The sequence below is a fragment of the Paenarthrobacter sp. NPDC089988 genome (assembly GCF_044748465.1).
Lineage (GTDB): Bacteria > Actinomycetota > Actinomycetes > Actinomycetales > Micrococcaceae > Arthrobacter.
On sequence record NZ_JBIVGD010000006.1, the window covers coordinates 171437 to 197507 of the forward strand.

A 26071-nucleotide genomic window follows, 5' to 3' on the forward strand; every position below is an offset into this window, starting at 1 on the left:
CCGCGGCCGGAAGCTTTCAACGCCTCCGGCCGCGGTGATCCGTGCGTCCTTAGGCGCTCGTCACGTCCTGGACCTCTCCCACGAGTTCTTCGATGATGTCCTCGAGGAACAGCATGCCAGTGGTGGCTCCTTCGGCGCTGAAGACGCGTGCTACGTGGGCGCCGCTCCGGCGCATGGACGCCAGCGCATCTTCGAGTTCGCTGCCAACATAGACGGAGGCCAGGCGACGGATGCGTTTCTCCGGCACTGGACTGCTGAACTTCTCCGGCGCGGTCAGGTCCATGACGTCCTTGAGGTGGAGATAGCCGGACGGCTGTCCATCCGTGTCCGTCAGGATGTACCGGGAGTAGCCGTGCTCAGCAACAGTCCGCTGGATGTCCGCCGGCGATGACGTGGCCGGTAGAAGCACCATCTCGGCGATCGGAACCTCCACGTCGGCCACGGTCTTTGCAGTGAACTCGAAGGCGGCAGTCAGTGTTCCACTCGTGTCGTTGAGGGTTCCTACCCGCGTGGATTGCTCCACAATGGTGGCCACCTCGTCCAAGGTGTAGGCGCTGGTTGCCTCGTCCTTGGGTTCCACGCGGAACAACCGAAGGATGGCGTTTGCGATCCCGTTCAGAGTCCAGATCACGGGCTTGAACACCTTGGCCACCAGGACGAGCGGAGGCGCCAGGATCAGGGCCGCCCTGGTGGGAACAGAGAACGAAATGTTCTTGGGGACCATTTCGCCCACCACAACGTGCAGGAAGGTCACCAGCAGGAGCGCGACGGCAAAGGCGATGATGCTGATAGCCTCGGCCGGCAGGGACGTGAGCCCCAACGGAATTTCCAGCAGGTGGTGGATGGCCGGTTCGGACACGTTGAGGATCACCAGCGAACATACCGTGATGCCCAGCTGGCTCGTCGCCAGCATCAGGGTGGCATGTTCCATGGCCCACAGCGTGGTCTTGGCGGCCTTGCTGCCTGCCTCGGCCTTGGGTTCGATCTGGGAACGCCGGGCGGAGATCACGGCAAACTCGGCGCCGACGAAGAACCCATTCACCACCAGCAGGATCACCAGCCAGATGATTCCGGGAAGATACTCACTCATGGCCAAGCTCCTCGGAAATCTTGTCGATGATCCGGTCGTGGGTGGTGGTTGTCTCCGCATCGGGATCCGGTGTGAAGCGGATACGTCCCAACTGCGGGCCGGCTACCCGTTCCACACGCAGCACGCCATCGGCGATGGCAACTTCGTCACCGAGCTCCGGAACGCGGTCCAGCTGGTCGGACATGAAGCCAGCCACAGTGTCGTACTCCTCGCCTTCGGGCACCACAATGCCGGTCCGGTCCAGCAACTCGTCCGGCCGCAGGGAGGCGTCGAAGGTCACCGAACGGCCGCTGCGGACCACCCCGGCCCTGGCACGGTCGTGTTCGTCCTCGAGTTCGCCCACGATTTCCTCCACGAGGTCCTCAAGGGTGACGATCCCTGCCGTTCCGCCGTGCTCGTCGGAGACAATGGCCACTTGCAGGCCCTGCTTGCGGAGGAGGACCAGAAGAGCATCCACGTCCTTGGACTCCGGAACGTACAACGGCTCGGTCATGAGGGAAGTAGCGGCAACGGATCCGCGTTCTTCCAGCGGCACCGCGAAGGCCTGCTTGACGTGGAGGACTCCCTGAACGTCGTCACGGTCGCGGCCGATCACCGGGAACCGCGAGAACCCGGTGGCGGATGCCAGCTCCACGATTTCGGCGGCCGTGTGATCGGAATCCACGGCTACCATGCGGATGCGAGGCGTCATCACGTCTCCGGCCGTGTGCTCCGAAAAGCGCAGGGTCCGGTTCAGCAACTCGGCATGGTCGCGGTCCAGGACGCCTTCCAACGCCGAGCGCCGCACCAATGAGGTCAGTTCCTCCGCGGACCGGGCACCAGAAAGTTCCTCCTTGGGCTCAATGCCGAAGGAACGGATGATGCGGTTGGCTGTGTTGTTGAAGAGCAGGATCGCCGGTTTGAACACCGTGGTGAAGAGGGCCTGGAAGGGTACCACTACCTTTGCGGTGGCCAGCGGCAAGGCCAGGGCGAAGTTCTTGGGAACCAGTTCTCCGATCACCATGGAGAAGATGGTGGCCAGGAAGATACCTGCCACCGCACCGACGCCGGGAATGAAGGCCGCGGGCAGTCCGACCGATTGCAGCGGGCCGCGGAGCATGCTGCTGATGGCTGGTTCAAAGGTGTAGCCGGTGAGCAGGGTGGTGAGGGTGATGCCGAGCTGGGCACCGGAGAGGTGCGTCGACGTGATTTTCAGGGCGTTGATGGTCGGCCCCAGCCGCTTTTCACCGCGGGCTTGGCGGGCTTCGAGTTCAGTGCGGTCCAGATTGACCAGCGCAAACTCGGAAGCGACAAAGAATCCTGTGCCGACAGTGAGGACAAGGCCTATGCCGAGCATGATCCATTCATACATTCGGGCGCCCCTCTCCCGTGAGGACCGGCAGTCCGGTCAGGGGGCAGAGGGGCCTGGGCATATGTGAAGGAGGGTCATCCATAGTGGGCCAAGTCTACGGGGTGGCCGCCCAAGTCCGGATCTTTGTGCGCCGCAGGCTGAAGCGGGAACCGGCAGGGGGCCTCGGACGTTGACGAACGGACGCCCCTAACCTGGAAACAGAGAACCCCCGGAAATCCGCAGATTTCCAGGGGTTCAACCGAGCTTCCTATCAGAATCGAACTGATGACCTTTTCATTACGAGTGAAACGCTCTACCGACTGAGCTAAGGAAGCACCGCGCCCATCTACCGGTTTCCCGGCCGATCACGCAAGACATAACTGTAATAGAGGCACGCCGCCCGGGTCAAAACGGCGGCGGCGGCGGCCGTTGCGGGGATGTTCACCCGCGCGTCGGGCCGGGTTCAGGCCACCTTTCCCCTGCCGCCGGAAGCTGGGGAATCAACTGTTGCCGGGGTCGTCCGGCACGCAATACTCGCCGAGGGAGCCGCGCAATGACTGGGGACGCATTGACCAGGGATACCAACCACACGCCCAACAGGTTGCGGCTCGCGGTGGTGGACATGGTGGGAACCACCATCACGGACGACGGCCGGACCGAGCGGGCCATGTCCCTGGCGTTGGCCGAACACGGTGTGGAGCCCGGGAGCGCCCGCTTTGAGAGCATGCTCGGCTATGCGCGGGACACCATGGGCTTCTCCAAGCGAACGGTCTTCAGCCATCTTTTCGACGACACCGTGGTTGCCGAAAGCGCCAACAAGACGTTCGAGCTGGTGTACGACGAATTGATCGACGACGGCGGCGTCCGCGCCATTCCGGGGGCGGAGGACGCCATCCATTGGATGCGGGAATCAGGAATGCAGGTGTGCCTCGCAACAGGCTTTGGCCGGCACACCCAGAACATGGTCCTGGAGTCCCTGGGCTGGATGGGCCTGGCAGACCTCAGCCTTTGCCCGGCCGACGCCGGCCGTGGACGTCCCTACCCGGACATGATCCTGACCGCTGTGCTTGCCTTGGACTTGGACGACGTCCGGGAAGTGGCGGTGATTGGCGACACGAGTTCGGACATGCTGTCCGGCGTACGCGCCGGGGCCTCGCTCATGGCCGGCGTGTTGACCGGTTCGCACTCGGAAGCGACCCTCCGGGCAGCCGGAGCCACCGAAGTGGTCGACTCCATCAAGCAGTTGCCGCTGCTGCTGGAGAAGCACGAGGCCCGGCACTTCTAGCGCCGGGCGGCCAAAGCTAGCACTTCAGGCCGTCCTGCGGCTGCTTTCCGTCGATGAAGTAATCGTCAACTGCGTTGCTGACGCACGAGTTGGAGCGGCCGTAGGCGGTGTGCCCTTCGCCTTCCCACGTAATAAGGGAGGCGTTCTCCAGCTGCTTCCGGAGCGACTGGGCCCATCCCAGCGGAGTAGCAGGGTCTCCCGTGGTGCCGATGACGACGATCGGCGCCGAGCCTGTGTAATCCACCGCTCCTGGAGTTCGCGTGGCCTTGTACGGCCAGTCCTTGCAGCTCACGCCGCCGTAGGCAAAGAACTCACCGAAGGTGGGGGATTCCTGCTTCAGGCGGACTTCCTCGGCCCGCATCCCTGCGGTGTCGGTAACCATGGGGTAGTCCAGGCAGTTGATGGCCGTGAAGGCAAAGTTCGAGTTGGAGCTGTAGGTGCCGTTCTGCTCCCGGTCTGCGCCGAGGTCGGCAATCCGCAGCATCTGCGAGACGTCTCCTGAGAAGGCGCTGGCCAGGGCCTGGGTCAGGGCGGGCCAGCTTTGGTCATCGTAGAGCGGCAGGATGAGCCCGTTGACGAACTCGTTGCCCGTCACGAGTCGCCCGTCCTTGGCTGTCTGGGGATTGTCGTCCACAGCCTGGATGAGGTCGCGGATCTCCTGGACACCGTTGTCCACGTTTCCGCTGAGCGGGCAGTCCTTTTGGTTCAGGCAGTCGGAAACATAGGAACGGATGGCCTTCTCGAAGGCTACTGCTTGCCCTGAGGTGAGGTCCTCGTTGCTGAGCGACGGATCCACGGCCCCGTCCAGCACCAGGCGTCCGACATTGTCCGGGAACAGGGCTGCGTATGTAGAGCCGAGGAAGGTTCCGTAGGAGTAGCCGAGGTAGTTGAGCTTGGCATCGTTGACCACGGCTCGGAGGACATCGAGGTCCTTGGCGGCGCTGACGGTGTCGATATGTTCCAGCACTGGCCCGGTCTGCTGCACACACTGTTGGATCACGGACTTGTTGAAGGCCAGGGCAGCAGCAAGTCCCTCGTCAGTGTTCTCCTTGAAGATCTTTTCCCGTGCGGCATCCCGCTCAGCGTCCGAGGACATGCAGGTGACAGGAGCTGAACGCTTGACGCCGCGGGGGTCGAAGCCCACCATGTCGTAGTTGGAGCGCAGCTTTTGGGTGAAGTGGGTCTTGCCGCCGTCCCTGACGAAGTCCACCCCGGAACCGCCGGGTCCGCCAGGGTTGACCAGGATGGTGCCCTTCTTGTTTCCGCTGCTGGAGAGCTTGATCGCCGAGAGTTCGATGTCCCCGCCGGAAGGGTTCCCGTAGTCAAGCGGGACTTTGACGGTGGCGCATTGGAAGCCGCTCTCGCAGCTACTCCACTCCACTTCCTGCGAGTAGTACTTTTCCAGTCCCTTCGGTGCCGACGCGGCGATGGAAGGATCAACCGTACTCGTGGATGGCTTCGCCGTGGGAGTAGGCATGAACGGAAGCGAGCACGCACTGAGGACCAGCAATGAAACGAGCGTGAGGCAGAGCGCTGCGAGCCCCCGGCGGCGGCGTGCGGACTTCATGGATTCTCCTATTGCTGGATCAGGCTCGTCGCCATGGACTCCACTGCCAAGAGCGGTGCCACGTTGGTAGTGGTGATGCGGACCCGTGCTTTGTTGATGGCGTCCATCCGGGCAAGGGTGGTCTCCGGCGTCGATTGGCGCGCGTATTCTTCAAGATCGCCCTTGAGTTCAACGTTGACCAACTCCACTGCGTTCCCGAGCTGGATGATCAATACGTCCCTGTAAAAGGACAGCAGGTCAGTCAGCGTCCTGTCCAACGAGTCGGTAATGGACCGCTTGGCGCGCCGCTTCTGGTCGTCCTCCAGTTGTTTGACCTGGCTGCGCATGGACGGCGGGAGGGTTCCGGATTCCGGAGCGCCAAGGCTGGCCAGCAGGGCAACCTTCTCCGCGGCATCCCGTTCGTCATTGGAACTGTTGGCCTCGTCGGTGGCGATCTTGACCAGTTTCTCGGCCATCATCACCGCTGCCGTGACGCCGCGCAGGCCCAGCGGGATCCGGACAGTTTCCAGCCTGCGTTCCCTGGCGTCGGCATCGCGGGCCAAGCGGCGTGCGATTCCAATGTGGCTTTGTGCTGCGCGTGCGGCGCGTTCAGCCAACTGCGGGTCGATGCCATCGCGGCGAACCAGAAGGTCTGCGACGTCGGACGCCGGCGGCAGGCGTAGGGTAACCGGCCGGCAGCGGGACCGGATGGTGACCAGCACGTCCGCGGGGGAGGGCGCGCACAGCATCCAGATGGTCCGCGGCGTTGGTTCCTCGATGGCCTTGAGCAGGACGTTGGTTGTCCGTTCGGCCATTCGGTCCGCGTCCTCCACTACGATGATCCGCCAGCGGCCCGTGGACGGCCTGTCTCCGGCCTTGGAAACGAGTTCCCGGGCCTCATCGATGGTGATGGTGACTTTCTCGGTTCGCACGAACGTCACGTCGGAGTGCGTTTCCCCAAGGATCGTGTGGCAGGAGGGGCATTGTCCGCAGCCGCGAAGGGTCACGTCGTCCTGTTCGCAGTTCAACGCAGCGGCGAAGGCCTTGGCCGCATTGGAGCGTCCAGAGCCGGGCGGCCCGGTGAAGAGCCAGGCGTGGGTGAGTCCCGCTTCGCCTTGCGCGGCCTGTTTCAGCTGCGCAACAACCGGAGCCTGCCCCTGGAGGTCGTCCCAAACGCTCACTGGGGAACCCGCCCACCAAGCAACGCCTCAACCCGTTCCAGGATCCGGGAAGCCAACGTCTCAATATCCAAGGCTGCGGGCAACACGAGATAACTGGACGGCGACGCGGCGGCGAGGTCCAGGAAGGCATGGCGGATGGCCGAGTGGAAGTCGTCCGGCTCTGACTCCAGGCGGTCTTCTGCTGTTTCGCCGGCGGTGCGGCGCTGGCGCCCGTCTGAAGGGTCGACGTCGAGCAGTACCGTCAGGTCCGGCTGCAGGCTTTCGGTGGCCCACTCGTTGAGGGAGCGGACCTGCTCTGCGCCGAGGCCCCGGCCCGCGCCCTGGTAGGCGACGGAGGAGTCGATGTAGCGGTCCGTAATGACCACCGTGCCCGCTGCCAGTGCGGGGCGGATCACCTGGTTGGCGTGGGCCGCGCGGGCAGCGGCGAACATCAGTGCCTCAGTGCGGGCGTCGATCGTGCCATGGCCGTGCTCAAGGACCAGGGAGCGCAGTTTTTCGCCGATGGGAGTTCCGCCGGGTTCGCGGGTTCGAAGGACGGTCAACCCCCGGGATTCAAGGGCGTCGAAGAGCCGTGCGGCCTGGGTGGATTTGCCCGCTCCGTCCCCGCCTTCGAAGGCAATGAACAGGCCAGGACTCTGAATACTCACCTGCCTAGCCTACCGAGCAGGTGCAAACGTAACGGCTTTCATCCACACCCGTGCCCCCGATTACGCTGAAGCCATGAGCCTTTCCGAAGAGCACGCCGCAGCTTTGTCCCCGGAAACCCTTGTGGTGGCTGCGGGCCGTCCCGAGCGCAAGCACGATGAGCCGGTCAATCCCCCCATTGTCTTGTCCTCCACATACTTCGGAACGGGTCCACTAGGCGACGGCGACCGCGGCTACGGCCGCTACGCCAACCCAACGTGGGATCCGTTTGAGGAGGCCTTGGCCAAGCTCGAAGGCGCAAAGCTTCCCGGACTGCTCTACGGGTCGGGACTGGCCGCCGTGAGTTCGGTGCTTTCCCTGGTTCCTGCCGGAGGTGTGGTGGTCATGCCATCGCACAGCTACTCGGGATCGCTGGTGATGGCCTCCGAGCTCGCGGACAAGGGCTTCATCGAACTGCGCACCGTGGACATCGCGGACACGGACGCGGTCAAGGCCCTCATCAGCCCCGAAAACGGCAAGCCCGCAGACCTGCTGTGGCTCGAGAGCCCCACCAACCCCATGCTGGGTATCGCCGATGTCCGTGCCCTGACTGAAGCCGCGCACGCTGCCGGGGCGATCGTCGTCACGGACAATACGTTCTCCACGCCTTTGGTGCAGCAGCCGCTCGCCCTGGGGTCCGACGTCGTTCTTCACTCGGTGACCAAGTACCTGGCCGGCCACTCGGACGTGGTCCTCGGCGCCTTGGTGACCTCCAATCCGGATCTGCGCGCCGCGCTGCTGCATCACCGGATCATCCACGGCGGCATCGCGGGTCCCTTCGAAGCCTGGCTGGCCCTCCGCGGGCTGCGGACGCTGGCCTTGCGGATCGAGCGTTCGCAGGCGTCCGCCGCTGTCCTCGCCGGGCGCCTCAGCACCCACCCGAGGGTGGAAGCCATCCGCTACCCGGGCCTGGCAAAGGATCCCGGCCACGAGCGTGCCAAGGAGCAGATGAAGGGCTTCGGCTCCATCCTCTGTATCCAGATTGCCGGCGACGACTCCCGCAGCGGCGCCGACGCCGCCGACCAACTGGTCCGCGCGTTGCAGCTTTGGCTCCCCGCTACGTCCTTGGGCGGCGTCGAGTCACTCATTGAACGCCGACGCCGGCACACGGCTGAGCCGCTCAGCGTCCCGGAGAACCTGGTCCGGTTGAGCGTGGGCATTGAGAACGTCGAGGACCTTTGGTCCGACCTCGAGCAAGCGCTGAAGTCGCTGGACAGCTAGGCTAAAGGGCGTGGACGGAAAATTCTTGATCGCCATTGTCACCAACGCGGTCTACTTCATCTTGGGACTGGTGGCCCTGGGCTTGGAAATCTGGGCGTTCGTTGATTGCCTGCGCCACCGGCCGGCACTGTTCGTGGCTGCCTCCAAGCGCACCAAGACGTTCTGGGCGGCCCTCACCGGCGTCGCCTTCGCCATCGGCGCACTGACCGTACTCAGCGGCGGCAGCGGCCTGGGCCTCTTCGGTATCGCGGCAGTCACGGCATCCTGTGTGTATCTCGCCGATGTCCGCCCCGCAGTTCGCGAGGCCGGCAGCGGCGGCAACCGCAACGTGGGCCCGTACGGCCCCTGGTAAACACTCTCTGGTAGGCCAGGGTCAGAGCGGCGCCACGGCGTCCCACGCCACGGTCACTTCACCCAGCCGCCACCGCGACGCTCCATCCTGAAGCGGCCATCCGGCGTCGAGCAGTGAACGGCACATGGCGGTCCACCGCTGCCGGTTCCCGAACGATGCCAGCGGCGCGGCCTCCTGCCAGGCGCGGTCCATGGCCTGCAAGAACGTGTGCACCGGCTCTCCCGGGACGTTTTGGTGGATCAGGGCCTTGGGCAGACGCTCGGCCACCTCGGACGGCAACTCGAAACTGCCGAAGCGCACGGACAGGCTCAGGCTCAAAGGCCGTTCGGAGTCCAACGCCACCCACGTGACCCTCCGGCCGATTTCGTCGCATGTACCATCGATGAACAGGCCGCCCGGAGCAAGCCGGGACTGGACCAGTCCCCAGATTGCCGGCACGTCGGCCTCCTCATACTGGCGCAGCACGTTGAAGGCCCGCACCAGGACGGGATTGCCTGGCACGGGAACCTCGAAGCCACCGACGTGGAAACTCAGCCCGGGGCGTTCCAGCGCTTTCGCGGACCGGACCCGGTCAGGCTCGATTTCGATCCCGCAGACCCGTACATCCGCCCGCACGGCTTGCAGCCGTTCAAAAAGTTCGACGGCGGTGGCCGGCGAGGCGCCGTAGCCCAGGTCCACCACCAAAGGCTCGACGGCGGCGCGCAGCCGCCACGCCTGCGGCCCGGCAAGCCACCTGTCCAAGCGGCGCATCCGGTTGGGATTCGTGGTGCCGCGGGTGATGTTGCCAACCGGCTTTCCGCCCCTGTTGCGGGGAGAGCCCACGCGTTCAGCCTTTTGCACCACGGCCCCCACTTTATCGCCTGCCATGCTCCGCACCCGTTGCCGCGCTTCGCTGCCCTGAGGTGCCGCACCCGTTGCCGCCTTTCGCTGCCCTGGGGTGCCGCACCCTTTGCCGCCACACGCACCCCGGACCACGGGTGCGCGTGGCGCGAACGGGTGCGGCAGATGCGCGAGTGGGTGCGCGTGGCGCGAACGGGTGCGCGGGGCGTAACGCCCGGCAGCGCACGGGGCTGCTCGGCTAGGATAAAAACCATGACTTACAAGCTCATTCTGCTGCGCCACGGCCACAGCGACTGGAACGCCAAGAACCTGTTCACCGGCTGGGTGGACGTCGACCTGAACGATCAAGGCCGCACCGAAGCAGTACGCGGTGGAGAGCTCCTGGTTGAGAACGACATTCTCCCGGACGTGCTCTACACCTCGCTCCTTAAGCGTGCCATCAACACCGCAAACATGGCCCTGGACAAGGCCAACCTCGGCTGGATCCCGGTCAAGCGCGACTGGCGCCTCAACGAGCGCCACTACGGCGCCCTGCAGGGCAAGGACAAGGCCCAGACGCTGGCCGAGTTCGGCGAAGAACAGTTCATGGAATGGCGCCGCAGCTACGACACCCCGCCGCCGCCCCTTTCGGATGACAGCGAATTCTCGCAGGCCCACGACCCCCGGTACACCGGCCTGGGCGACGCACTGCCGCGCACGGAATGCCTCAAGGACGTCCTGGTCCGCCTGCTTCCTTACTGGGAATCTGACATCAAGGAAGACCTCAAGGCCGGCAAGACCGTCCTGGTCACCGCACACGGCAACTCCCTGCGCGCCCTGGTCAAGCACCTTGACGGCATCAGCGACGACGCCATCGCCTCCCTCAACATCCCCACCGGCATCCCGCTGGTGTACGAACTGGACGAGGACTTCAAGCCGGTCAACCCGGGCGGCACCTATCTGGATCCCGAAGCCGCGGCAGAGGCCATCCTCGCCGTAGCCAACCAGGGCAAGAAGTAAAGCTTCGCCAATCACGACGGCGGCCGGTCACCTGGGGTGACCGGCCGCCGTCGTCGTTCAGCGGTAAAGGCTAGAAGCCCTCAGGCTGCCATTCGCCCGTCACCAGGTAGGTGACCTTGCGGGCCACGGAAACACCGTGGTCGGCGAAGCGCTCGAAGTAGCGGCTGGCCAGGGCAACGTCCACCGTGGTGGAGGCGGATTCGTTCCAGTCCGGTGCGGCGATGGCCTTGAAGACGCTGAGGTGGAGGTCGTCCACGGCGAGGTTGATCTTCAGGATGTCGCGGGCAACTTCCAGGTCGCGGGTTTCGAGGAGCTCGATGACCTTGGCGACGATCTCGATGTCGTGCTGGGCCATGGCCTTGAAGGTCTGGGTCAGCGGGGACGGAATGACGGTGGCGGGGTAGCGGAGGCGCGCCAGCTGGGCCACGTGGCGGGCGAGGTCGCCCATGCGCTCCAGCGAGGCGCTCATGCGGAGCGAACCGACAATCATGCGGAGGTCGCTGGCCACCGGACCCTGGAGTGCCAGGATGTCGATGGCACGCTCGTCCAGGCTGTTCTGGAGGAAGTCGATGCGGGCATCGGCTGCGATGACGTCCTGGGCAAGATCGACGTCTGCCCCTTCAAAGGCAGTGGTGGCCTTGGTGATTGCTTCGTGAACGAGTTTGGAGATCTCGATGAGGTCGTCGCCCACCTGGGTGAGCTCCGCCTGAAAAACCTTGCGCACTAAGGCGTCCTTTCCTTGGAAATCCTGTGCCCGTGGTGGCGGCTGGATTTCAAAACCATGGTTAGTCCAACAAGTAACACTGGCAGTCGGCCATGAACTGTTGCGCACCTTTAGGTGAACGTTAGTTGAACCGTCCGCGTTTGGCGCAGGATCCATGCTTTGCCGTGTTTTCACAGCATAAGCTGGACAGGTGGATCCGTTGCTTATAGGTGTCATTGCAGGCCTGGTTGGCCTGTCTTTGGGCGTCTTCGGCATGCTCGCATTCAGGATCAGTGAACGGCAGCGCAGGATTGTTGACCTGGATGTCACCGAACCGCTGCTTCCCGAGGGAGCGGCCGAGGTGCTCTCTGTGGTAGGCCGCGCTTTCGTCGTGGTGGACGCAATCGACGGCGTGGTCCGGGCCAGTCCCGCGGCGTACGCGTACGGCCTTGTCCGCGGGCACACGGTGGTCCACAAGCAACTCCTGGACATGACCGCCAAGGTCCGCCGCGATGGCGTGATCCTGGAGGACCAGTACGAACTTCCGCGGGGTCCCCTGGGCAAGGGAGCGATCGTGGTCCAGGTCCGGGCAGCGATGCTCGGCCAGGAATACATCGTGCTGCTCGCCGACGACCGCACGGAAATCACCCGCACCGAAGAGATCCGCAACGACTTCGTGGCCAACGTCTCCCACGAACTGAAGACCCCCGTGGGCGCCATTTCGCTCCTGGCCGAGGCTTTGGAGGCCTCCCCGGATGACGAAGACGCCGTACGCCGCTTTGCCAAGCGCATGCACAAGGAATCGGGCCGCCTCGCCGCCCTGGTGCAGGACATCATCGAACTGTCCCGCCTGCAAGGCGCCAACGTGGCACAGCAAGGCCACGCCGTGGACATTAACGCCGTGATCACCGAGGCCGTTGACCGCTCCCAGCTGCCCGCCGAGAGCAAGAACATCCAGATGGTGGTGGGCGGCCACTCCGAATCGTTGGTCTTCGGCGACCGCGACCTCCTGGTGACAGCGCTCCGCAACCTGATCGACAACGCCATCCGGTATTCCCCGGAGAACACCCGCGTGGGCGTGGGTGTCCGGACGAGGGAAGGCGTGGTTGCCATCTCCGTCACGGACCAGGGCGAAGGCCTCACCCCGGAGGACCAGGAACGCGTTTTCGAGCGCTTTTACCGGGTGGACGCTGCGCGCTCCAGGCACACGGGCGGTACCGGCTTGGGCTTGAGCATCGTCAAGCACGTAGTGTCCAACCATGGCGGCGAGGTGACCGTTTGGTCCCAGCCGGGCCAGGGCTCCACCTTCACCATCCGCCTGCCGGAGATGGAAGGCCAGGACGACGACGCCCTGCCGCCTTCCGCTGCCACCGCGGACGCCTCTCCCGGACTGCCGGTGGCCGCAGCTGCCGCCGTCGAACCCCAAAGCGCGACCCAACAAGCTCGCGCACGTCAACAAGCGGGCGCCACAGGCGCCCAAGAGCAAGGAGCCAGCGCTTGAGCCGGATTTTGATTGTGGAGGACGAGGAGTCCTTCAGCGACCCCCTGTCCTACCTTCTGGGCAAAGAGGGTTTTGACGTTGAAGTGGTGGATAACGGCAGCGACGCCCTGGTGGAGTTCGACCGCAACGGTGCCGACCTGGTGCTGCTGGACCTCCAGCTCCCGGGGACGCCGGGCACCGAAGTGTGCCGCCAGCTGCGCCAGCGCTCCAGCGTCCCGGTGATCATGCTGACCGCCAAGGATTCGGAGATCGACAAGGTGGTGGGCCTCGAGCTCGGTGCCGACGACTACGTGACCAAGCCCTACTCTTCCCGCGAGCTCGTGGCACGCGTGCGGGCAGTGCTGCGCCGGCAGGGAGAGCCGGAAGAGCTGATCACTTCAACCGTCCAGGCCGGCCCGGTCCGCATGGACATTGAACGCCACGTGGTCAGCGTCAACGGCGAGCAGGTCTCGCTGCCGCTCAAGGAGTTCGAGCTCCTTGAAATGCTGCTGCGCAACTCCGGCCGCGTGCTGACGCGTGGGCAGCTGATCGACCGCGTGTGGGGTTCCGACTACGTGGGTGACACCAAGACCCTGGACGTCCACGTCAAGCGCCTGCGCAGCAAGATCGAGCCGGACCCGTCCGCGCCGCGGTACCTGGTTACGGTCCGCGGCCTGGGCTACAAGTTCGAGCCGTAACAGACCCCGATAGAACAAAGGAAGGGTTCCGCTGAAAAGCGGAACCCTTCCTTTGTTATGTGGCTTGTGACCCTTAGTGGCCGGCTGCTGCGGATTCGGTGGAAGTAGCAGTCGGAGTGGCCGTGGACGTTGCCGAGCCAGTGGGGCTTGCCGACCCGCTGGGGGTGGGCAGGTACTTCTGGTACTCGGGAAGCGTGCCGTCGACTACGGGAACGTTGATGGTGCTGGAGTCGGAACCGCTGCGGATGGTCACTGGAGTCAGGCCGCCGGGCTGGGTGCCTGCGGAGCTGAGGATGGCGGCGTCAGCCTGGTCGTTCAGGTAGGTTTCGGAACCTGCCTTGACCGGAATCTCGGTCTGCGAGCCGTTGGCGCCGCTGATGGTCAGCGTGGCGTCGGAGGTGCCTTGGTTGAACACGGCGCCGATAACGCGGCCCGGCTGGTTCTCGCCGTTGGCGACGATCAGGATGTTGCGGAGCTGCAGCTTGCCGAGGTCAGCCTTGACCCCGTCCGATGCCGAGTACTGGTGCGACGTCTGCTGGGCGTTGACGAAGCCGCAACCGGTTACGGACAGAACGCCGACGCCGATCGCAGCGGCCGCCATAGCCAGCTTGCCGCGCTGGACAGTGTTCATCGCAGGAAAGCGCACGACACCTACTCCTCAAGAGTCATTGGAAAGTTTTCAGCCATAGCCTATCGGCAAACAGCCCGAAACGAGGATTCGGGAGGGCATTGTGGCGAGCTGCGACCGGCCGGACCTGAGGCTCACTTTGATTGACTAATGCATCTTTCAGGGTTTTCGTCAAGGGGTGGTTTGTGACCCTTTGAGGCCTCTTTCCCTTTATTTGCGCGGGTGCAGGGGCCGTCCGGTGCCAGTCGTATGCCTTAATCGTGATAGACTAGTCTGCGGGAAAGGGGAAAGTCCACATGGTTTTTGAGGTCGGCGAGACAGTAGTTTACCCTCACCACGGTGCAGCGAAAATTGAGGAAATCAAGATGCGCACCATCAAGGGCGAAGAGAAGATGTATCTCAAGCTCAAGGTGGCTCAGGGTGATCTGACCATTGAAGTTCCAGCAGAGAACGTTGACCTTGTTGGGGTCCGGGACGTAGTGGGCAAGGACGGTTTGGAGCACGTATTTGACGTTCTCCGCGCCGAGTTCACGGAAGAGCCCACCAACTGGTCGCGTCGTTACAAGGCAAACCTGGAGAAGCTTGCTTCGGGCGATGTCATCAAGGTGGCAGAGGTCGTTCGCGATCTTTGGCGCCGTGATCACGATCGCGGCCTTTCCGCAGGTGAGAAGCGCATGCTGGCCAAGGCGCGGCAGATTCTGATTTCAGAACTGGCCCTGGCTGAAAAGACAGACGAAGAGAAAGCAGCAAGCGTTCTCGACGAGGTCTTGGCTTCCTAAGAATTGATGCCCGGTGGTGCGAAAGCGCCGCCGGGTTTCTTTTTGCCACGAAGTACCCTTGTGATCATGACTCAACCTTCGAAGCGCTCGGTCACAGCCGTCATTGTTGTTGCGGCAGGTTCAGGGGAGCGCCTGGGCTACGGCATGCCCAAGGCCCTGGTGCCCTTGGGCGGTGAAGCCATCCTGATGCACGCCTTGCGTGGTGTGGTGGCTTCGGATGTTGCCCGGCAGATCTGCATTGCCGTGCCCAAGGGAGACACAGAACTCCGGGAATTGATTGCGGAATTCACGGTGGAGCTGGTTGACGGTGGCCCCGAAGTCACAGTCGTCGACGGCGGTTCCACCCGCGCGGATTCCGTCCGGGCCGCCCTGGCTGCGTTGGAGGACGGCACTGAATGTGTCCTGGTCCACGACGCCGCCCGTGCGCTCACTCCGGAACGGGTCTTCCAGCGGGTGGCCGACGCCCTCGCCTCCGGTGCCAAGGCAGTCATCCCGGCCATGCCCGTGGTGGACACCATCAAGACAGTCTCGGTCACGGACGATGGAGATGCCAGGATCGCGCCCGAAATTGTGACCGGAACAGCACCGCGCGAACAACTCAGGGCCGTGCAGACTCCCCAGGGTTTTGAGTTGGCAACGCTGCGGCGCGCCCACGATGCCGCCGGTCTCTTTGACGACAAGCAGTCCGCCGCCGTCACCGACGACGCCATGCTGGTAGAACTCCTGGGTGTCCCGGTGCATGCCGTCCGTGGCGCCAGTCAGTCGCTGAAGATCACTACGCCGCTGGACCTGATCATCGCTGAAGGCCTGTTGGAAGGTCCCTTGGGCATGCGTTGGGTGGAAGGCTGATGGCGCCCGTTCTTCCCCGTACCGGCATCGGTGTCGATGTGCACGCTTTCGCGCCCGCCGATGATCCGCAACCGCTGTGGCTTGGTGGCCTCTTTTGGGAAGGTGAACAAGGACTTTCCGGCCATTCCGACGGCGATTGCGTGGCCCACGCGGCGGCGGACGCACTCTTTTCTGCCTGCGGAATCGGTGATCTCGGCACGCACTTCGGCACGGATCGCCCCGAGTTCAAAGGCGCCTCCGGTGTGACCCTCCTCGGCGAGGCCGCCAGGATTGTTCGCGCGGCCGGCTTCGAAATCGGCAACGTCGCAGTGCAGTTCGTCGCAAACCGGCCCAAGTTCGGCCCCCGCCGCGAGGAATCCCAGCGGGTGCTGAGCGAGGCCGCGGGTGCCCCGGTCAGCGTCACAGCCACCACCAGCGACGGGCTCGGTTTCACGGGCCGTGGCGAAGGAATCTCCGCCGTGGCCACTGCCCTCGTGTATGCCGTCCCGGCCCCAACGAAAGCTCCGAGGAATGACTAAGCCGAGTTCCGCCGTCGTACGCCTTTCGGCCGTGACCGGCGCCCTGGCGGCTGCGCTCCTCCTGGGCGGGTGCGGCGGCACGCCCACCATGGACGTCAAGGCCAGCTGCGAGTTCCTGAACAACGATGCTTTCAAGCCGGACGGCAACCAGCAGCAGCAATCGAAGCAGTTGGCGGCGCATTATCACGAGATTGCGGAGAAGCTCGCGCCGGAGGTTGGCAACCCGATCAAGGAGATGGCCGCCATCATGGACAAAGCCGCGGCTTCCTCGCTCGGCGCGGCCACGCAGGAACAACAGCAGCAACTGACAGTCCAGTTCAACAAGGTAGGCGAGTACTGCAAGTAGGCGGTTCATGGTTCGTCATCGGCTAATCTGGAGCGGTGACCCTGCGCTTTTATGACACCGCCTCCGCCGAAGTCCGCGACTTCGTTCCCCTCGAACCCGGCAAGGCCAGCGTGTACTACTGTGGGGCCACGGTCCAAGGCATGCCGCACGTGGGGCATGTCCGTTCCGCGATCGCCTTCGACCAGCTGACCCGCTGGCTGGAGTTCCGCGGACACAAAGTCACCGTGGTGCGCAACGTCACGGATATCGATGACAAGATCCTGGTGAAGTCGGCCCAGTCGTTCGAGCCGGACTGGTTCTCCGAACCCAGCGCCCGCATGGACGAGGAATGGTGGGCCCTTGCCTACCGCTACGAGCAGGAATTCGAGAAGGCCTACGAAACGCTCGGCGTGCAGCGGCCCACTTACGAGCCCCGCGCCACCGGCCACATCCCGGAAATGCACGCGCTGATCCAGCGCCTCATCGACCGTGGGCACGCGTACCCGGCGCTGGACGATTCGGGCGACGTCTATTTCGACGTGCGCTCGTGGAGCAAGTACGGCTCGCTGACCCGCCAGAACATCGATGACATGCAGGGAGCCCCCGACGCCGACCCCCGCGGCAAGCGCGATCCCCGCGACTTCGCGCTGTGGAAGGGTTACAAGGAAGGTGAGCCCGCCACCGCCAAGTGGGATTCGCCGTGGGGCGCCGGACGGCCCGGGTGGCACCTTGAGTGCTCCGCGATGGTTACCAAGTACCTGGGAAGCCGCTTCGACATCCATGGTGGGGGACTGGACCTCCGCTTCCCGCACCATGAGAACGAGATGGCCCAGTCGCAGGCCGCCGGGGACGAGTTCGCGAATTTCTGGATGCACAACGGCATGGTCACCTACGAGGGTGAAAAGATGTCCAAGTCCATCGGGAACACCGTGAGCCCGGCCGAGATGCTGGAACTCGCTTCACCGCGCGTCGTCCGCTACTACCTGGGACAAGCCCATTACCGCTCCGTGTTGGACTACCGACCCACGTCGCTGCAGGAAGCCGCTGCCGCCGTCGAACGCATTGACGGCTTCGTCACCAAGGCAGCAGCCAAGGTCACTCACGATATGGGCGGGCCGACGGCGTATGCGGCGGCGCCGATGGCCCACATGCCTTCCGCCTTCATTGCTGCCATGGATGACGACCTGAACGTTCCGCAGGCACTCGGCGTGCTGCACGAAACCGTCCGGGCGGGCAATACCGCACTGGCGGCCGGTGACCTTGAGGCCGCCAAAGCCGCTTTGTACAGCGTGAATGCCATGACCGGCGTCCTTGGCCTGGACGCCGTCAAGCGTCCCGAGGCAGTGCAAGGCCGCGAACATGCAGCGCTCGACGTGTTGGTGGAGGCTCAACTCGCTGCCCGAGCCGCAGCACGGGCCGCCAAGGACTGGGCGGCGTCCGACGCAATCCGCGACACGCTCGCCGCGGCGGGCATCGTGGTCGAAGATGGTGCGGACGGGGCCACCTGGAGCCTCAAACGCGACTGACAAGAGGGCTCGTCCGCCGAATTGCACTGGGTCAGTAGACTTGATTCCAGACTCATTACAACATCAAGGATGGAATCCCATGGCCAACAACGGTAACCGGTCGGTCAAGAAGAAGAAGGGCCCCACCATCGGAACCGGTGGCCACGGCCGCAAGGCGCTCGAAGGCAGAGGGCCCACGCCCAAGGCGGAGGACCGCGTCTACCACAAGGCATACAAGAACAAGCAGCTTGCGGAGCGTTCGGCTGCCAAGCGTGGTGCCGCACCCCGCGGTGCCGGCCCCCGCCGGAGCACGGGTCCCAAGGGCCGTGCCACCGAGGAACTCGTCACCGGCCGCAACTCGGTGGTCGAAGCCCTGCGCGCCGGCATCCCTGCGAAGGCGCTGCACGTAGCCATCCGGATTGAAATGGATGACCGCGTCAAGGAATCGCTCAAGCTCGCAGCCGAACGCGGCATCCCGCTGCTCGAAGCAGGCAAGCCCGAGCTGGACCGCATGACCGAGGACGCCGTCCACCAGGGCCTCGTACTGCAGATCCCGCCGTACGAGTACGGGGATGCCTACGAACTTGCCGAGGAAACCATTACCAAGTGGAAGAAGGGGCACATCGCCAACGCCCCGCTCTTCGTGGCCCTCGACGGCATCACCGACCCCCGCAACCTCGGTGCGATCATCCGCTCCGTTTCAGCGTTCAGCGGCCACGGCGTGATTGTTCCGGAGCGCCGTTCGGTAGGCGTTACTGCCGCGGCGTGGAAGACCAGTGCCGGCGCAGCTGTGCGCGTTCCCGTGGCACGTGCTTCCAACCTGAACAATGCCCTCAAGCAGTTCAAGAACATGGGCATCTACGTGCTCGGCCTCGATGGCGACGGCGACGTATCGCTGCCGGACCTCACGGTTGCCACCGAACCGGTGTGCATCGTGGTTGGCTCCGAGGGCAAGGGCCTCAGCCGACTGGTCCGCGAGAACTGCGACCAGATCGTCTCGATTCCGATCGACTCGGCCATGGAGTCGCTCAATGCGTCCATGGCCGTCGGAATCTCGCTGTACGAAGTATCGCGCCAGCGCGCCTCGTAATCCTCACCCAGGCACCACAAGCGCCATCCTCCGCGTGCTGCTCCCCACCGTCCCCCTAGCCTCGCAAGCTCGGCCAAGGAACCCTGACGGTGTGGGCCCACTTCGTCGCTTTGACGCACGCTTCCGGTGGCCCTTGCGGCGCCTTTCGGGCATCGCTCTCTCACCGTTGGGCGCTTTTTTCGGTTCCCTCTCTCACCGTTGGGCGCTTTTCGGAGATCGCTCTCGCACCGTCTCTTTGGTGGGGGCGGTTCGGTGGGAGAGGGTTCGGCCCAGGGGGCGGTTCGGTGGGAGAGGGTTCGGCCCGGGGGGGGTTCGGTGAGAGAGCGTTCGGCCCAGGGGGCGGTTCGGTGAGAGAGCGTTGAAAGCGGGGCGCTAGAAGTCGCGGCGGTTGGCCAGGACCGGGAGCTTTTGCCGGGCCTCGTCAACCACTGCGGGGTCGAGGTCTGCGAAGAGCATGCCCGGCTCGCCTTCCAGCGCTTCCAGCACCTGGCCGAACGGTGATACGACGGCGGAGTACCCAACGCCCGTAGGCGCGGAACCTTTCGTTTCGATCCCCTGGGTGGCCGGGTCGCCTTGGCCGCAGGCCAGGACGAACGTGGTGGTGTCCACGGCCCGTGCCCTGGCCAGGAGCTGCCATTGCTCGGCCTTCCCCGGTCCTGATCCCCAGGAAGCGGAAACAATGTTGACCAGGGCGCCGCGTTGGGCGTTGGCCGTGAACAAGGCCGGAAAACGGACGTCATAGCACGTGGCCAAGCCAAAGGTGAGGCCACCGGCGTCGAACGTCACGGGGTCCTTACCCGCCTCAACGGTGTCCGACTCCGCGAAGCCGAACGCATCGAAAAGGTGGATCTTGTCGTAGCTGGCTTCCACGCCCGGACCGGTGGCCAGCAAGGTGTTCCGAACGCGGGGCTTACCGGCATCCGAGTCGGTGCCGGGCGTAAACATGCCGGCCACGATTACCAACCCGAGTTCGGCAGCGATTTCGCGGACGCTGGTGGCCCATGGACCGTCGAGCGGCTCGGCGATATCCAGCAGGGAATTCCCAAACGCACGCATCATGGCCTCGGGGAAGACCACCAGCTGGGCACCGCCGTCCTTGGCCCGGCGGGCGTACTCCGCCAGGAGCCGCAGGTTGTCGGCAACATCCCGTCCGGTAATGACTTGGGCCAGTGCCACACGCACCATTCGAAACCTCCAGTTCTCTTCGTTTTCAGTATGGCAAGCCGGTCAAGGGAAACACCGTGTGTGTCGTCACATGGACCCCCAAAGAGGCACATACTTGGCGTGGAACTAAACTTGCAAGCAATGGTTATGCCTATTTTGGACACAGCAGCCACGCTGGACGCGTCGCGTCCCACGCCCCTCGGACTGAGCACCCCGCAGCCCGGAGGTTTGGGCGCGGCCGGCGACACCCATGTCAACGTCGCGGTCTTTGCGCCGGACCTGGAGCGCGTGGAGATTGCCTATCAGGCGCCCGGCGATGGCTGGCGCGTGCACACCCTCCCCAACATCGAGGACGGCATCCACTTCGGCCTGGTGAGCGGCATGCCTCCGGGAACGCGGTACGGTTTCCGCGCGGCGCCGTCGGAGGGCGGACTGCCGCTGTCCGTCCCGTCACTGGATTTCGACGACGACGGCGAGCAGTCGCTCCTGCTCGACCCCTATGGCCGCGCCGTGGACCAGCGCGGTGAGTTCCTGACCAGCGTCCACATGGCCGCTGGTTTCGATTGGGGAGACGACGCCGCCCCGCGCACTCCGATGCGGACTTCGGTGATCTACGAAGCCCACGTCCGCGGCCAGACCATGCTGCACCCTGAGATTCCGGAACACCTCAGGGGAACCTACGCGGGCATGGCGCACCCGGTGATGATCCAGCACCTGACCGAGCTCGGCATCACCGCCGTCCAGTTGCTGCCCATCCACTTCCACTTGGATGAGGCACACCTGCAGGACCTGGGCCTCACCAATTATTGGGGCTACAACAGTGCTGCGTTCTTTGCCCCGCATGCGGATTATGCCACCGAGGCAGCCCGGAACGCCGGCCCGCACGCAGTGCAGGACGAGCTCAAGGGCATGGTCAAGCTGCTCCATGCCGCCGGCATAGAGGTCATCCTGGACGTTGTGTACAACCACACGGCCGAGGCTGGACCCGACGGACCGGTCATCAGCTTCCGTGGCTTGGCGGAGAAGCGCTACTACCGCCACGATGCCCACGGACGGTACCTGGACACCACCGGTTGCGGAAACACCATGGACTTCAGCGATCCCGTGGTGGTGCAGCTGGCCTTGGACTCCCTCCGCTACTGGGTGGACGAATTCCATGTGGACGGCTTCCGGTTCGACCTCGCAGTCACGCTTTGCCGCGACGCGGGCAACCAGTTCGATCCCAAGCACCCGTTCCTCCAAGCGATAGCCGAAGACCCTGTGCTTTCCGAAGTGAAGCTGATCGCTGAGCCCTGGGACGTTGGCTATGGCGGCTGGCAGACGGGCCGCTTCCCACAGGGCTGGTCCGACTGGAACGATCACTTCCGCGACGGAGTCCGGCAGTTCTGGTTGTCCGACCGCGCAGCGATCGAGGCCGGCGGACAAGGAAGCTCGGTGGCTGCGCTGGCCGAAATCATGGCCGGCTCTGCGGGCTTCTTTGCCCCGTCCGGCAGGTCACGGTTGGCGTCGGTAAACTTTGTCACCGCGCACGATGGCTTCACCCTCACTGACCTGGTGAGCTACGACCGCAAGCACAACGAGGCCAACGGCGAGCAAAACCGTGACGGGCACGGCGACAACCGCAGCTACAACCACGGCTTCGAGGGCCGCAGCGAGAATGAGTCGATCGTCGCCGCCCGGGCCCTGTCGATCCGCAACCTCATGGCTACGCTGTTGCTGTCCATCGGCGTACCCATGATCACCGCAGGCGATGAACTGGGCCGTACCCAGCAGGGCAACAACAACGCCTACTGCCAGGACAACCCCACTGCCTGGCTCGACTGGAGCCGCACCCACGAGGCAAACGCGATGTTCCAAACCACCCGTGAACTGGTCCGGCTCCGGCGGTGGTTCCTTCGGCAGCAGCCTGAAAGTTTTCCCGGCAAGGCCAACGACGCCAGCTTGCAATGGTTTGACGACAAGGGCAAACGGATGACCCCTGCCCGGTGGAACGATCCCAACGTCCGTTCGGTCCAACTCCTCATGGGAAACGAGAACAGCACGGTCCGTGGGTTGATCGCGGTGAACGGGAGCAACCAGGACCTCAAGATGGTGCTGCCGGAGATCCTCAGCGAAACCGGGATCGGCAAGCGCATGTTCGAACTCCGTTTCACCACCTCTGTGCTGCACGATCACCGCAAGGGTGCGCTGGTGGCGTCCGGCGAGCGGGATATCCTGCAAGCCAACACCATCAATATCTACCGCACCTGAGCGGCCGAACGGCATCAAAGGGAGTCCTCCACATGAAGCGGAGCAAGCTGGCTGCATTCGCAGCCTTGGTGATTGCCGCCGTCGTGCTGGTGGTTGCCATGGTGAGCGGACAGCAAGCTACGGCACCCGGCAGCGCCTCAAGTACGACGTCGGCGCCTCCTGCCGCCGTTAGCGCACCGGAGAATCCTTCCGGACTCCCTGCGATCAACGCGTCACAGTTGCCCAAGGAAGCGCGGCAGACGCTCGTGCTGATAGCCAAGGGCGGGCCGTACCCCTATGACCGGGATGGCGTGAACTTCGGCAACTTCGAAGGGCTCCTCCCCAGGAAGGCCAGCGGTTTCTATCAGGAGTACACGGTTGTGACGCCCGGGGAGTCGGACCGCGGCGCCCGCCGGATCATCGCGGGCAAGGACGGGGCGAAATACTACACCCCGGACCACTACGAATCGTTCAAGTTCATCGTCGAGGACAAGTAGGAGCCCATGAAGATCTACTCAGCAGACACCTGGACGCTCGAGGAACTGCAGGAGCAAGTCTCTGACGCCGGTCGCAGGACCATCCTGGTCCCGCCTGCCGCAAACAAGCAGGCGGTCCTTGAGGTCTTCGGCCAGGTCCTTGATTTCCCCGAGTACTACGGCGTGAACCTGGATGCCTTGAACGATTCGCTGCACGACTTCGCCGACTCGCTCTCGGACGACGACGGTACCCCCGTGACCATGATCTGGCAGGTCCCCGCCGCCTACCGCACGGACCGCTCCTTCGCCGTGGTCTGCGAAATCCTCCAGGACGCCGAGCGCTACGCAGGCCGCGACCTCGCAGTCATCGCAGTCTTCCAGCATTAACGTCGCTGGCCCGCTGTTCCGTCGTTGCGCAACAACGGTACAGCGGGCCAGAAACGTGTTTACTAGGCGTTCGCGATCAACCCAAGTTCAGCCTTTGATGCCAGCGCTGAGTGCTTCGGGAATACGCGGACCGTGTAGCCGAAGGAACCCGAGCGGTTGATGACCAGCGAGCCGTGGAAAAGGTGCCGCCCGTTGCCGAGGTCTTCCTTGGCGTCCAGTTCGGCAACCACCACGTCGTCGAGTTCGTCGCTTTCCTCGGCGCGGCCGAAGGCTACCTCCACGGAGACATCCTCCGGTGCCAGGTCGTTGAGGGCCACGTAGGCGTTGACCTGCAGGCTGTCACCAACCTGGGGCTCCTCGGACAAACCGACCGAGTCCACGTGTTCCACCACCACTCCGGGCCAGGCGCCGCGCACCTTGGACGTCCAGGCGGCGAGTTCCTTGGCTTCCTTGTGCGAGTCGGCGCTGGCGCGGCGTCCGGAAACGGCGGCGGGGCAGTAGAGCAGGTTCACGTAGTCGTGGAGCATGCGTTCCGCGGACACGGCCGGGCCCAGGTGTGCCAGGGTGTGCTTGATCATGGAGACCCAGTGCGTGGGGACCTTCTCCGTGCTGGATTCGGACGGACCCGCGGCTCCGGCACCCTGGGAGACGGTGGTGCCGTAGAAGCGCGGTGCCACCTGGTTTTCGAGCAGTTCGTAAAGCGCGGCTGCCTCGATGTCGTCGCGTTCGTCGGCGGATGCCCCGTTGTTGGCGGTGGGGATGGCCCAGCCGTTTTCGCCGTCGTACATTTCGTCCCACCAGCCGTCCAGGACGGATAGGTTGAGCGAGCCGTTGATGGCGGCCTTCATGCCGGAGGTGCCGCAAGCCTCGAGCGGGCGCAGCGGGTTGTTGAGCCAGACGTCGCAACCGGGGAACAGTGTGCGGGCCATGGCAATGTCGTAGTTGGGCAGGAACACGATCCGGTGGCGTACCTCGGGGTCGTCGGTGAAGCGGACCAGGTCCTGGATCATCTTCTTGCCGGCGTCGTCCGCAGGGTGGGACTTACCGGCGATGACCAGCTGGATGGGATGCTTCGGGTCCAGCAGCAGGGCTTTCAGGCGGGCGGGGTCGCGCAGCATCAGGGTGAGCCGCTTGTAGGTGGGGACGCGGCGGGCGAAGCCGATGGTCAGCACGTCCGGGTCCAGCACCTTCTCGGTCCAGCCAAGCTCGGCGTCAGCGGCGCCGCGTTTCTTCCACGAGGCGCGCAGGCGGCGACGCACGTCCTCGATGAGCTGGACACGCAGTTCGCGGCGGAGCGCCCACACGTCCTCGTCGCTGACGTTGTAGGCCAGGTCCCAGCGGCCCAGGGCTTCGGCTTCGGCACCGAACTGGTGACGGGCCAGGGAGGAGATCCGCGGGTCTACCCAGGTGGGAACATGGACGCCGTTGGTCACTGAGGTGATGGGCACCTCGGAGTGGTCGAATCCCGGCCACAGGCCGGAGAACATTTCGCGTGAGACGACGCCGTGGAGCTTGGCCACGCCGTTTGCGCGCTGCGCCAGGCGCAACCCCATCACCGCCATGTTGAAGACGGAAGGGTTGCCGCCGTCGTAATTCTCGCGGCCCAGCTCCAGGATCCGGTCCACGGGCACATCGGGCGCAAGCCCGGCGTCGAAGAAGTGCTTGATCTGCACTGCCTCGAAGCGGTCAATGCCGGCGGGAACGGGAGTGTGCGTGGTGAACACGGTGGAGGCACGGCCTGCGGCCAGGGCTTCTTCCCACGTGAGCGGATCGTTGGCGTCCGCCATGGCTTCCTGGATGCGTTCGATCCCGAGGAAACCTGCGTGGCCTTCGTTGGTGTGGAAGACTTCCGGCGCCGGGGTGCCGGTCAGTTCCTGGTACACGCGCAGCGCCTTCACGCCGCCCATGCCGAGCAGCAGTTCCTGCTGGAGCCGGTGGTCGCCGCCGCCACCATACAGGCGGTCGGTGATGCCGCGGGCGGCTTCGTCGTTGGAGGGCACGTTGGAGTCGAGCAGCAGCAGCGGAACGCGTCCGACGTCGGCACGCCACACGTGCGCGTGGAGTTCCCGGCCGTTGGGCAGCGGGAGGGAAATCTGGACCGGCTTGCCGGGTACGCCCTCCTTGGCGGGGTGGCGGAGCAGTGTGAGGGGCAGGCCATCCGGGTCGAGGACGGGATAGGTTTCCTGCTGCCAGGCGTCGCGGGAGAGCGACTGCTTGAAGTAGCCGGCCTGGTAGAGAAGGCCGACGCCGATGAGGGGCACGCCGAGGTCCGATGCGGCCTTGAGGTGGTCGCCGGCGAGGATGCCGAGGCCGCCGGAGTACTGGGGGAGTACCTCGGTGATGCCGAATTCCGGTGAGAAGTAGGCGATGCGGCTGGGTGCATCGTCGCCCAGGCCCTGGTACCAACGCGGTTCGCTGAGGTAGCGGTCCAGGTCGGCTGCGGCTTCCTGCACGCGGTTTACAACGTCGCCGTTGTTGGCCAGCTCCTGCAGTTGCTCGCGGCTGATCGATCCAAGCAGCGCGATGGGGTCGTGCTGGGCTGCCTCCCAAAGAGCCGGGTTGAGGCTCTCAAAAAGCTCCCTGGTGGGCCGGTGCCAGGACCAGCGCAGATTGGTAGCCAAACGGGCCAAAGGCCGGATGGACTCAGGGAGGACGGTACGGACTGTAAACCTTCGAATTGCCTTCACGAGCGCCACACTAACCGACTCACAT

25 protein-coding genes and 1 tRNA gene are annotated in these 26071 nt (G+C 64.5%); 15 read left to right on the plus strand and 11 right to left on the minus strand.

Annotated elements, in window-relative coordinates; genetic code table 11:
* Positions 1-49: 49 nt before the first annotated feature.
* The 3 genes from ACIPV6_RS09960 to ACIPV6_RS09970 all read right to left on the minus strand — a co-directional run bounded on the left by ACIPV6_RS09960 (position 50) and on the right by ACIPV6_RS09970 (position 2755).
* The gene (locus ACIPV6_RS09960) at positions 50-1090 is read right to left on the minus strand and encodes a hemolysin family protein (RefSeq protein ID WP_400270713.1); all 1041 of its coding nucleotides are present in this window, start codon (positions 1088-1090) and stop codon (positions 50-52) included.
* A complete protein-coding gene (locus ACIPV6_RS09965) occupies positions 1083-2441 on the minus strand; it encodes a hemolysin family protein (RefSeq protein WP_400270714.1) in 1359 nt (452 codons plus the stop codon). Before ACIPV6_RS09965 ends, ACIPV6_RS09960 begins: the two co-directional genes overlap by 8 nt.
* 241 nt (positions 2442-2682) lie before the next feature.
* Positions 2683-2755, minus strand: a tRNA-Thr gene (locus ACIPV6_RS09970).
* Positions 2756-2973: 218 nt separating this feature from the next.
* On the opposite strand from ACIPV6_RS09970, the gene ACIPV6_RS09975 reads away from it, so the two are divergent.
* On the plus strand, positions 2974-3705 hold the full coding sequence (locus ACIPV6_RS09975) for an HAD family hydrolase (RefSeq protein WP_400270715.1): 732 nt from the start codon (positions 2974-2976) through the stop codon (positions 3703-3705).
* 16 nt (positions 3706-3721) lie between these two features.
* Here ACIPV6_RS09975 and ACIPV6_RS09980 read toward each other — a convergent pair whose 3' ends face one another.
* Genes ACIPV6_RS09980 through tmk form a run of 3 tightly spaced genes read right to left on the minus strand, consistent with a single transcriptional unit; the run spans position 3722 to position 7079 of the window.
* Positions 3722-5272 carry an alpha/beta hydrolase gene (locus tag ACIPV6_RS09980; protein ID WP_400270716.1) on the minus strand — a complete coding sequence of 517 codons (1551 nt, stop codon included), beginning with the start codon at positions 5270-5272 and terminating at the stop codon, positions 3722-3724.
* 8 nt (positions 5273-5280) lie between these two features.
* Complete coding sequence (locus ACIPV6_RS09985) at positions 5281-6432, minus strand: DNA polymerase III subunit delta' (protein ID WP_400270717.1); 1152 nt, start codon at positions 6430-6432, stop codon at positions 5281-5283.
* The gene (gene tmk, locus ACIPV6_RS09990) at positions 6429-7079 is read right to left on the minus strand and encodes a dTMP kinase (RefSeq protein WP_400270718.1); all 651 of its coding nucleotides are present in this window, start codon (positions 7077-7079) and stop codon (positions 6429-6431) included. The genes ACIPV6_RS09985 and tmk overlap by 4 nt, the downstream gene beginning before the upstream one ends.
* Positions 7080-7152: 73 nt before the next feature.
* Between tmk and ACIPV6_RS09995 the strand changes: the two genes are divergently transcribed.
* Complete coding sequence (locus tag ACIPV6_RS09995; protein WP_400270719.1) at positions 7153-8337, plus strand: trans-sulfuration enzyme family protein; 1185 nt, start codon at positions 7153-7155, stop codon at positions 8335-8337.
* Between the two features lie 10 nt (positions 8338-8347).
* Positions 8348-8689, plus strand: a complete 342-nt coding sequence (locus ACIPV6_RS10000; protein WP_400270720.1) for a DUF2516 family protein — start codon at positions 8348-8350, stop codon at positions 8687-8689.
* Positions 8690-8710: 21 nt separating this feature from the next.
* Here the strand turns inward: ACIPV6_RS10000 and ACIPV6_RS10005 are convergent, their stop codons facing one another.
* Positions 8711-9556, minus strand: coding sequence for a class I SAM-dependent methyltransferase (locus ACIPV6_RS10005; RefSeq protein ID WP_400270721.1), 846 nt, complete (start codon positions 9554-9556; stop codon positions 8711-8713).
* A gap of 225 nt (positions 9557-9781) precedes the next feature.
* On the opposite strand from ACIPV6_RS10005, the gene ACIPV6_RS10010 reads away from it, so the two are divergent.
* Entirely contained in the window at positions 9782-10528 is a 747-nt protein-coding gene (locus ACIPV6_RS10010) for a phosphoglyceromutase (RefSeq protein ID WP_400270722.1), read from the plus strand.
* A gap of 70 nt (positions 10529-10598) precedes the next feature.
* Here the strand turns inward: ACIPV6_RS10010 and phoU are convergent, their stop codons facing one another.
* Positions 10599-11252 carry a phosphate signaling complex protein PhoU gene (gene phoU, locus ACIPV6_RS10015; protein ID WP_400270723.1) on the minus strand — a complete coding sequence of 218 codons (654 nt, stop codon included), beginning with the start codon at positions 11250-11252 and terminating at the stop codon, positions 10599-10601.
* 199 nt (positions 11253-11451) lie between these two features.
* On the opposite strand from phoU, the gene ACIPV6_RS10020 reads away from it, so the two are divergent.
* Positions 11452-12732, plus strand: coding sequence for a sensor histidine kinase (locus tag ACIPV6_RS10020; RefSeq protein WP_400270739.1), 1281 nt, complete (start codon positions 11452-11454; stop codon positions 12730-12732).
* Positions 12729-13409 (plus strand): response regulator transcription factor, encoded by a 681-nt coding sequence (locus tag ACIPV6_RS10025; protein ID WP_020608526.1) that lies wholly within the window; start codon positions 12729-12731, stop codon positions 13407-13409. The genes ACIPV6_RS10020 and ACIPV6_RS10025 overlap by 4 nt, the downstream gene beginning before the upstream one ends.
* 73 nt (positions 13410-13482) lie before the next feature.
* Here ACIPV6_RS10025 and ACIPV6_RS10030 read toward each other — a convergent pair whose 3' ends face one another.
* Positions 13483-14040, minus strand: a complete 558-nt coding sequence (locus ACIPV6_RS10030) for a hypothetical protein (RefSeq protein WP_400270740.1) — start codon at positions 14038-14040, stop codon at positions 13483-13485.
* A 293-nt stretch (positions 14041-14333) separates the two neighbouring features.
* Between ACIPV6_RS10030 and ACIPV6_RS10035 the strand changes: the two genes are divergently transcribed.
* The 6 genes from ACIPV6_RS10035 to rlmB all read left to right on the plus strand — a co-directional run bounded on the left by ACIPV6_RS10035 (position 14334) and on the right by rlmB (position 19103).
* The gene (locus ACIPV6_RS10035; RefSeq protein WP_009357288.1) at positions 14334-14816 is read left to right on the plus strand and encodes a CarD family transcriptional regulator; all 483 of its coding nucleotides are present in this window, start codon (positions 14334-14336) and stop codon (positions 14814-14816) included.
* A 66-nt stretch (positions 14817-14882) separates the two neighbouring features.
* A complete protein-coding gene (ispD, locus tag ACIPV6_RS10040; protein ID WP_400270724.1) occupies positions 14883-15665 on the plus strand; it encodes a 2-C-methyl-D-erythritol 4-phosphate cytidylyltransferase in 783 nt (260 codons plus the stop codon).
* Positions 15665-16183: a 2-C-methyl-D-erythritol 2,4-cyclodiphosphate synthase gene (gene ispF / locus ACIPV6_RS10045; RefSeq protein WP_400270725.1), complete on the plus strand. Its 519-nt coding sequence runs from the start codon at positions 15665-15667 to the stop codon at positions 16181-16183. The genes ispD and ispF overlap by 1 nt, the downstream gene beginning before the upstream one ends.
* Positions 16176-16529, plus strand: a complete 354-nt coding sequence (locus tag ACIPV6_RS10050; RefSeq protein WP_400270726.1) for a hypothetical protein — start codon at positions 16176-16178, stop codon at positions 16527-16529. Before ispF ends, ACIPV6_RS10050 begins: the two co-directional genes overlap by 8 nt.
* 35 nt (positions 16530-16564) lie before the next feature.
* A complete protein-coding gene (gene cysS / locus ACIPV6_RS10055; RefSeq protein WP_400270727.1) occupies positions 16565-18034 on the plus strand; it encodes a cysteine--tRNA ligase in 1470 nt (489 codons plus the stop codon).
* A gap of 79 nt (positions 18035-18113) precedes the next feature.
* The gene (gene rlmB / locus ACIPV6_RS10060) at positions 18114-19103 is read left to right on the plus strand and encodes a 23S rRNA (guanosine(2251)-2'-O)-methyltransferase RlmB (RefSeq protein WP_400270728.1); all 990 of its coding nucleotides are present in this window, start codon (positions 18114-18116) and stop codon (positions 19101-19103) included.
* 372 nt (positions 19104-19475) lie between these two features.
* Here rlmB and ACIPV6_RS10065 read toward each other — a convergent pair whose 3' ends face one another.
* Positions 19476-20285: a carbon-nitrogen hydrolase family protein gene (locus ACIPV6_RS10065; protein ID WP_400270741.1), complete on the minus strand. Its 810-nt coding sequence runs from the start codon at positions 20283-20285 to the stop codon at positions 19476-19478.
* A gap of 123 nt (positions 20286-20408) precedes the next feature.
* Here ACIPV6_RS10065 and glgX point away from each other — a divergent pair, with 123 nt between their 5' ends.
* The 3 genes from glgX to ACIPV6_RS10080 are packed head-to-tail and all read left to right on the plus strand — an operon-like array spanning position 20409 to position 23359.
* Positions 20409-22517 (plus strand): glycogen debranching protein GlgX, encoded by a 2109-nt coding sequence (gene glgX / locus ACIPV6_RS10070; RefSeq protein ID WP_400270729.1) that lies wholly within the window; start codon positions 20409-20411, stop codon positions 22515-22517.
* Positions 22518-22549: 32 nt separating this feature from the next.
* Positions 22550-22993: a ribonuclease domain-containing protein gene (locus ACIPV6_RS10075; RefSeq protein WP_400270730.1), complete on the plus strand. Its 444-nt coding sequence runs from the start codon at positions 22550-22552 to the stop codon at positions 22991-22993.
* A 6-nt stretch (positions 22994-22999) separates the two neighbouring features.
* On the plus strand, positions 23000-23359 hold the full coding sequence (locus ACIPV6_RS10080; protein WP_400270731.1) for a barstar family protein: 360 nt from the start codon (positions 23000-23002) through the stop codon (positions 23357-23359).
* A 62-nt stretch (positions 23360-23421) separates the two neighbouring features.
* On the opposite strand, the gene glgP is transcribed toward ACIPV6_RS10080, so the two are convergent.
* Positions 23422-26046 (minus strand): alpha-glucan family phosphorylase, encoded by a 2625-nt coding sequence (gene glgP / locus ACIPV6_RS10085; protein ID WP_400270732.1) that lies wholly within the window; start codon positions 26044-26046, stop codon positions 23422-23424.
* Between the last annotated feature and the right edge of the window lie 25 nt (positions 26047-26071).

Coding starts and splice junctions, on each gene's coding strand:
- ACIPV6_RS09960 (WP_400270713.1), bottom strand. CDS start 1,090: ATGAGTGAGTATCTTCCCGGAATCATCTGGCTGGTGATCCTGCTGGTG.
- ACIPV6_RS09965 (WP_400270714.1), bottom strand. CDS start 2,441: ATGTATGAATGGATCATGCTCGGCATAGGCCTTGTCCTCACTGTCGGC.
- ACIPV6_RS09975 (WP_400270715.1), top strand. CDS start 2,974: ATGACTGGGGACGCATTGACCAGGGATACCAACCACACGCCCAACAGG.
- ACIPV6_RS09980 (WP_400270716.1), bottom strand. CDS start 5,272: ATGAAGTCCGCACGCCGCCGCCGGGGGCTCGCAGCGCTCTGCCTCACG.
- ACIPV6_RS09995 (WP_400270719.1), top strand. CDS start 7,153: ATGAGCCTTTCCGAAGAGCACGCCGCAGCTTTGTCCCCGGAAACCCTT.
- ACIPV6_RS10005 (WP_400270721.1), bottom strand. CDS start 9,556: ATGGCAGGCGATAAAGTGGGGGCCGTGGTGCAAAAGGCTGAACGCGTG.
- ACIPV6_RS10010 (WP_400270722.1), top strand. CDS start 9,782: ATGACTTACAAGCTCATTCTGCTGCGCCACGGCCACAGCGACTGGAAC.
- ACIPV6_RS10030 (WP_400270740.1), bottom strand. CDS start 14,040: ATGAACACTGTCCAGCGCGGCAAGCTGGCTATGGCGGCCGCTGCGATC.
- ACIPV6_RS10035 (WP_009357288.1), top strand. CDS start 14,334: ATGGTTTTTGAGGTCGGCGAGACAGTAGTTTACCCTCACCACGGTGCA.
- ispD (WP_400270724.1), top strand. CDS start 14,883: ATGACTCAACCTTCGAAGCGCTCGGTCACAGCCGTCATTGTTGTTGCG.
- ispF (WP_400270725.1), top strand. CDS start 15,665: ATGGCGCCCGTTCTTCCCCGTACCGGCATCGGTGTCGATGTGCACGCT.
- ACIPV6_RS10050 (WP_400270726.1), top strand. CDS start 16,176: ATGACTAAGCCGAGTTCCGCCGTCGTACGCCTTTCGGCCGTGACCGGC.
- rlmB (WP_400270728.1), top strand. CDS start 18,114: ATGGCCAACAACGGTAACCGGTCGGTCAAGAAGAAGAAGGGCCCCACC.
- glgX (WP_400270729.1), top strand. CDS start 20,409: ATGGTTATGCCTATTTTGGACACAGCAGCCACGCTGGACGCGTCGCGT.
- ACIPV6_RS10075 (WP_400270730.1), top strand. CDS start 22,550: ATGAAGCGGAGCAAGCTGGCTGCATTCGCAGCCTTGGTGATTGCCGCC.
- ACIPV6_RS10080 (WP_400270731.1), top strand. CDS start 23,000: ATGAAGATCTACTCAGCAGACACCTGGACGCTCGAGGAACTGCAGGAG.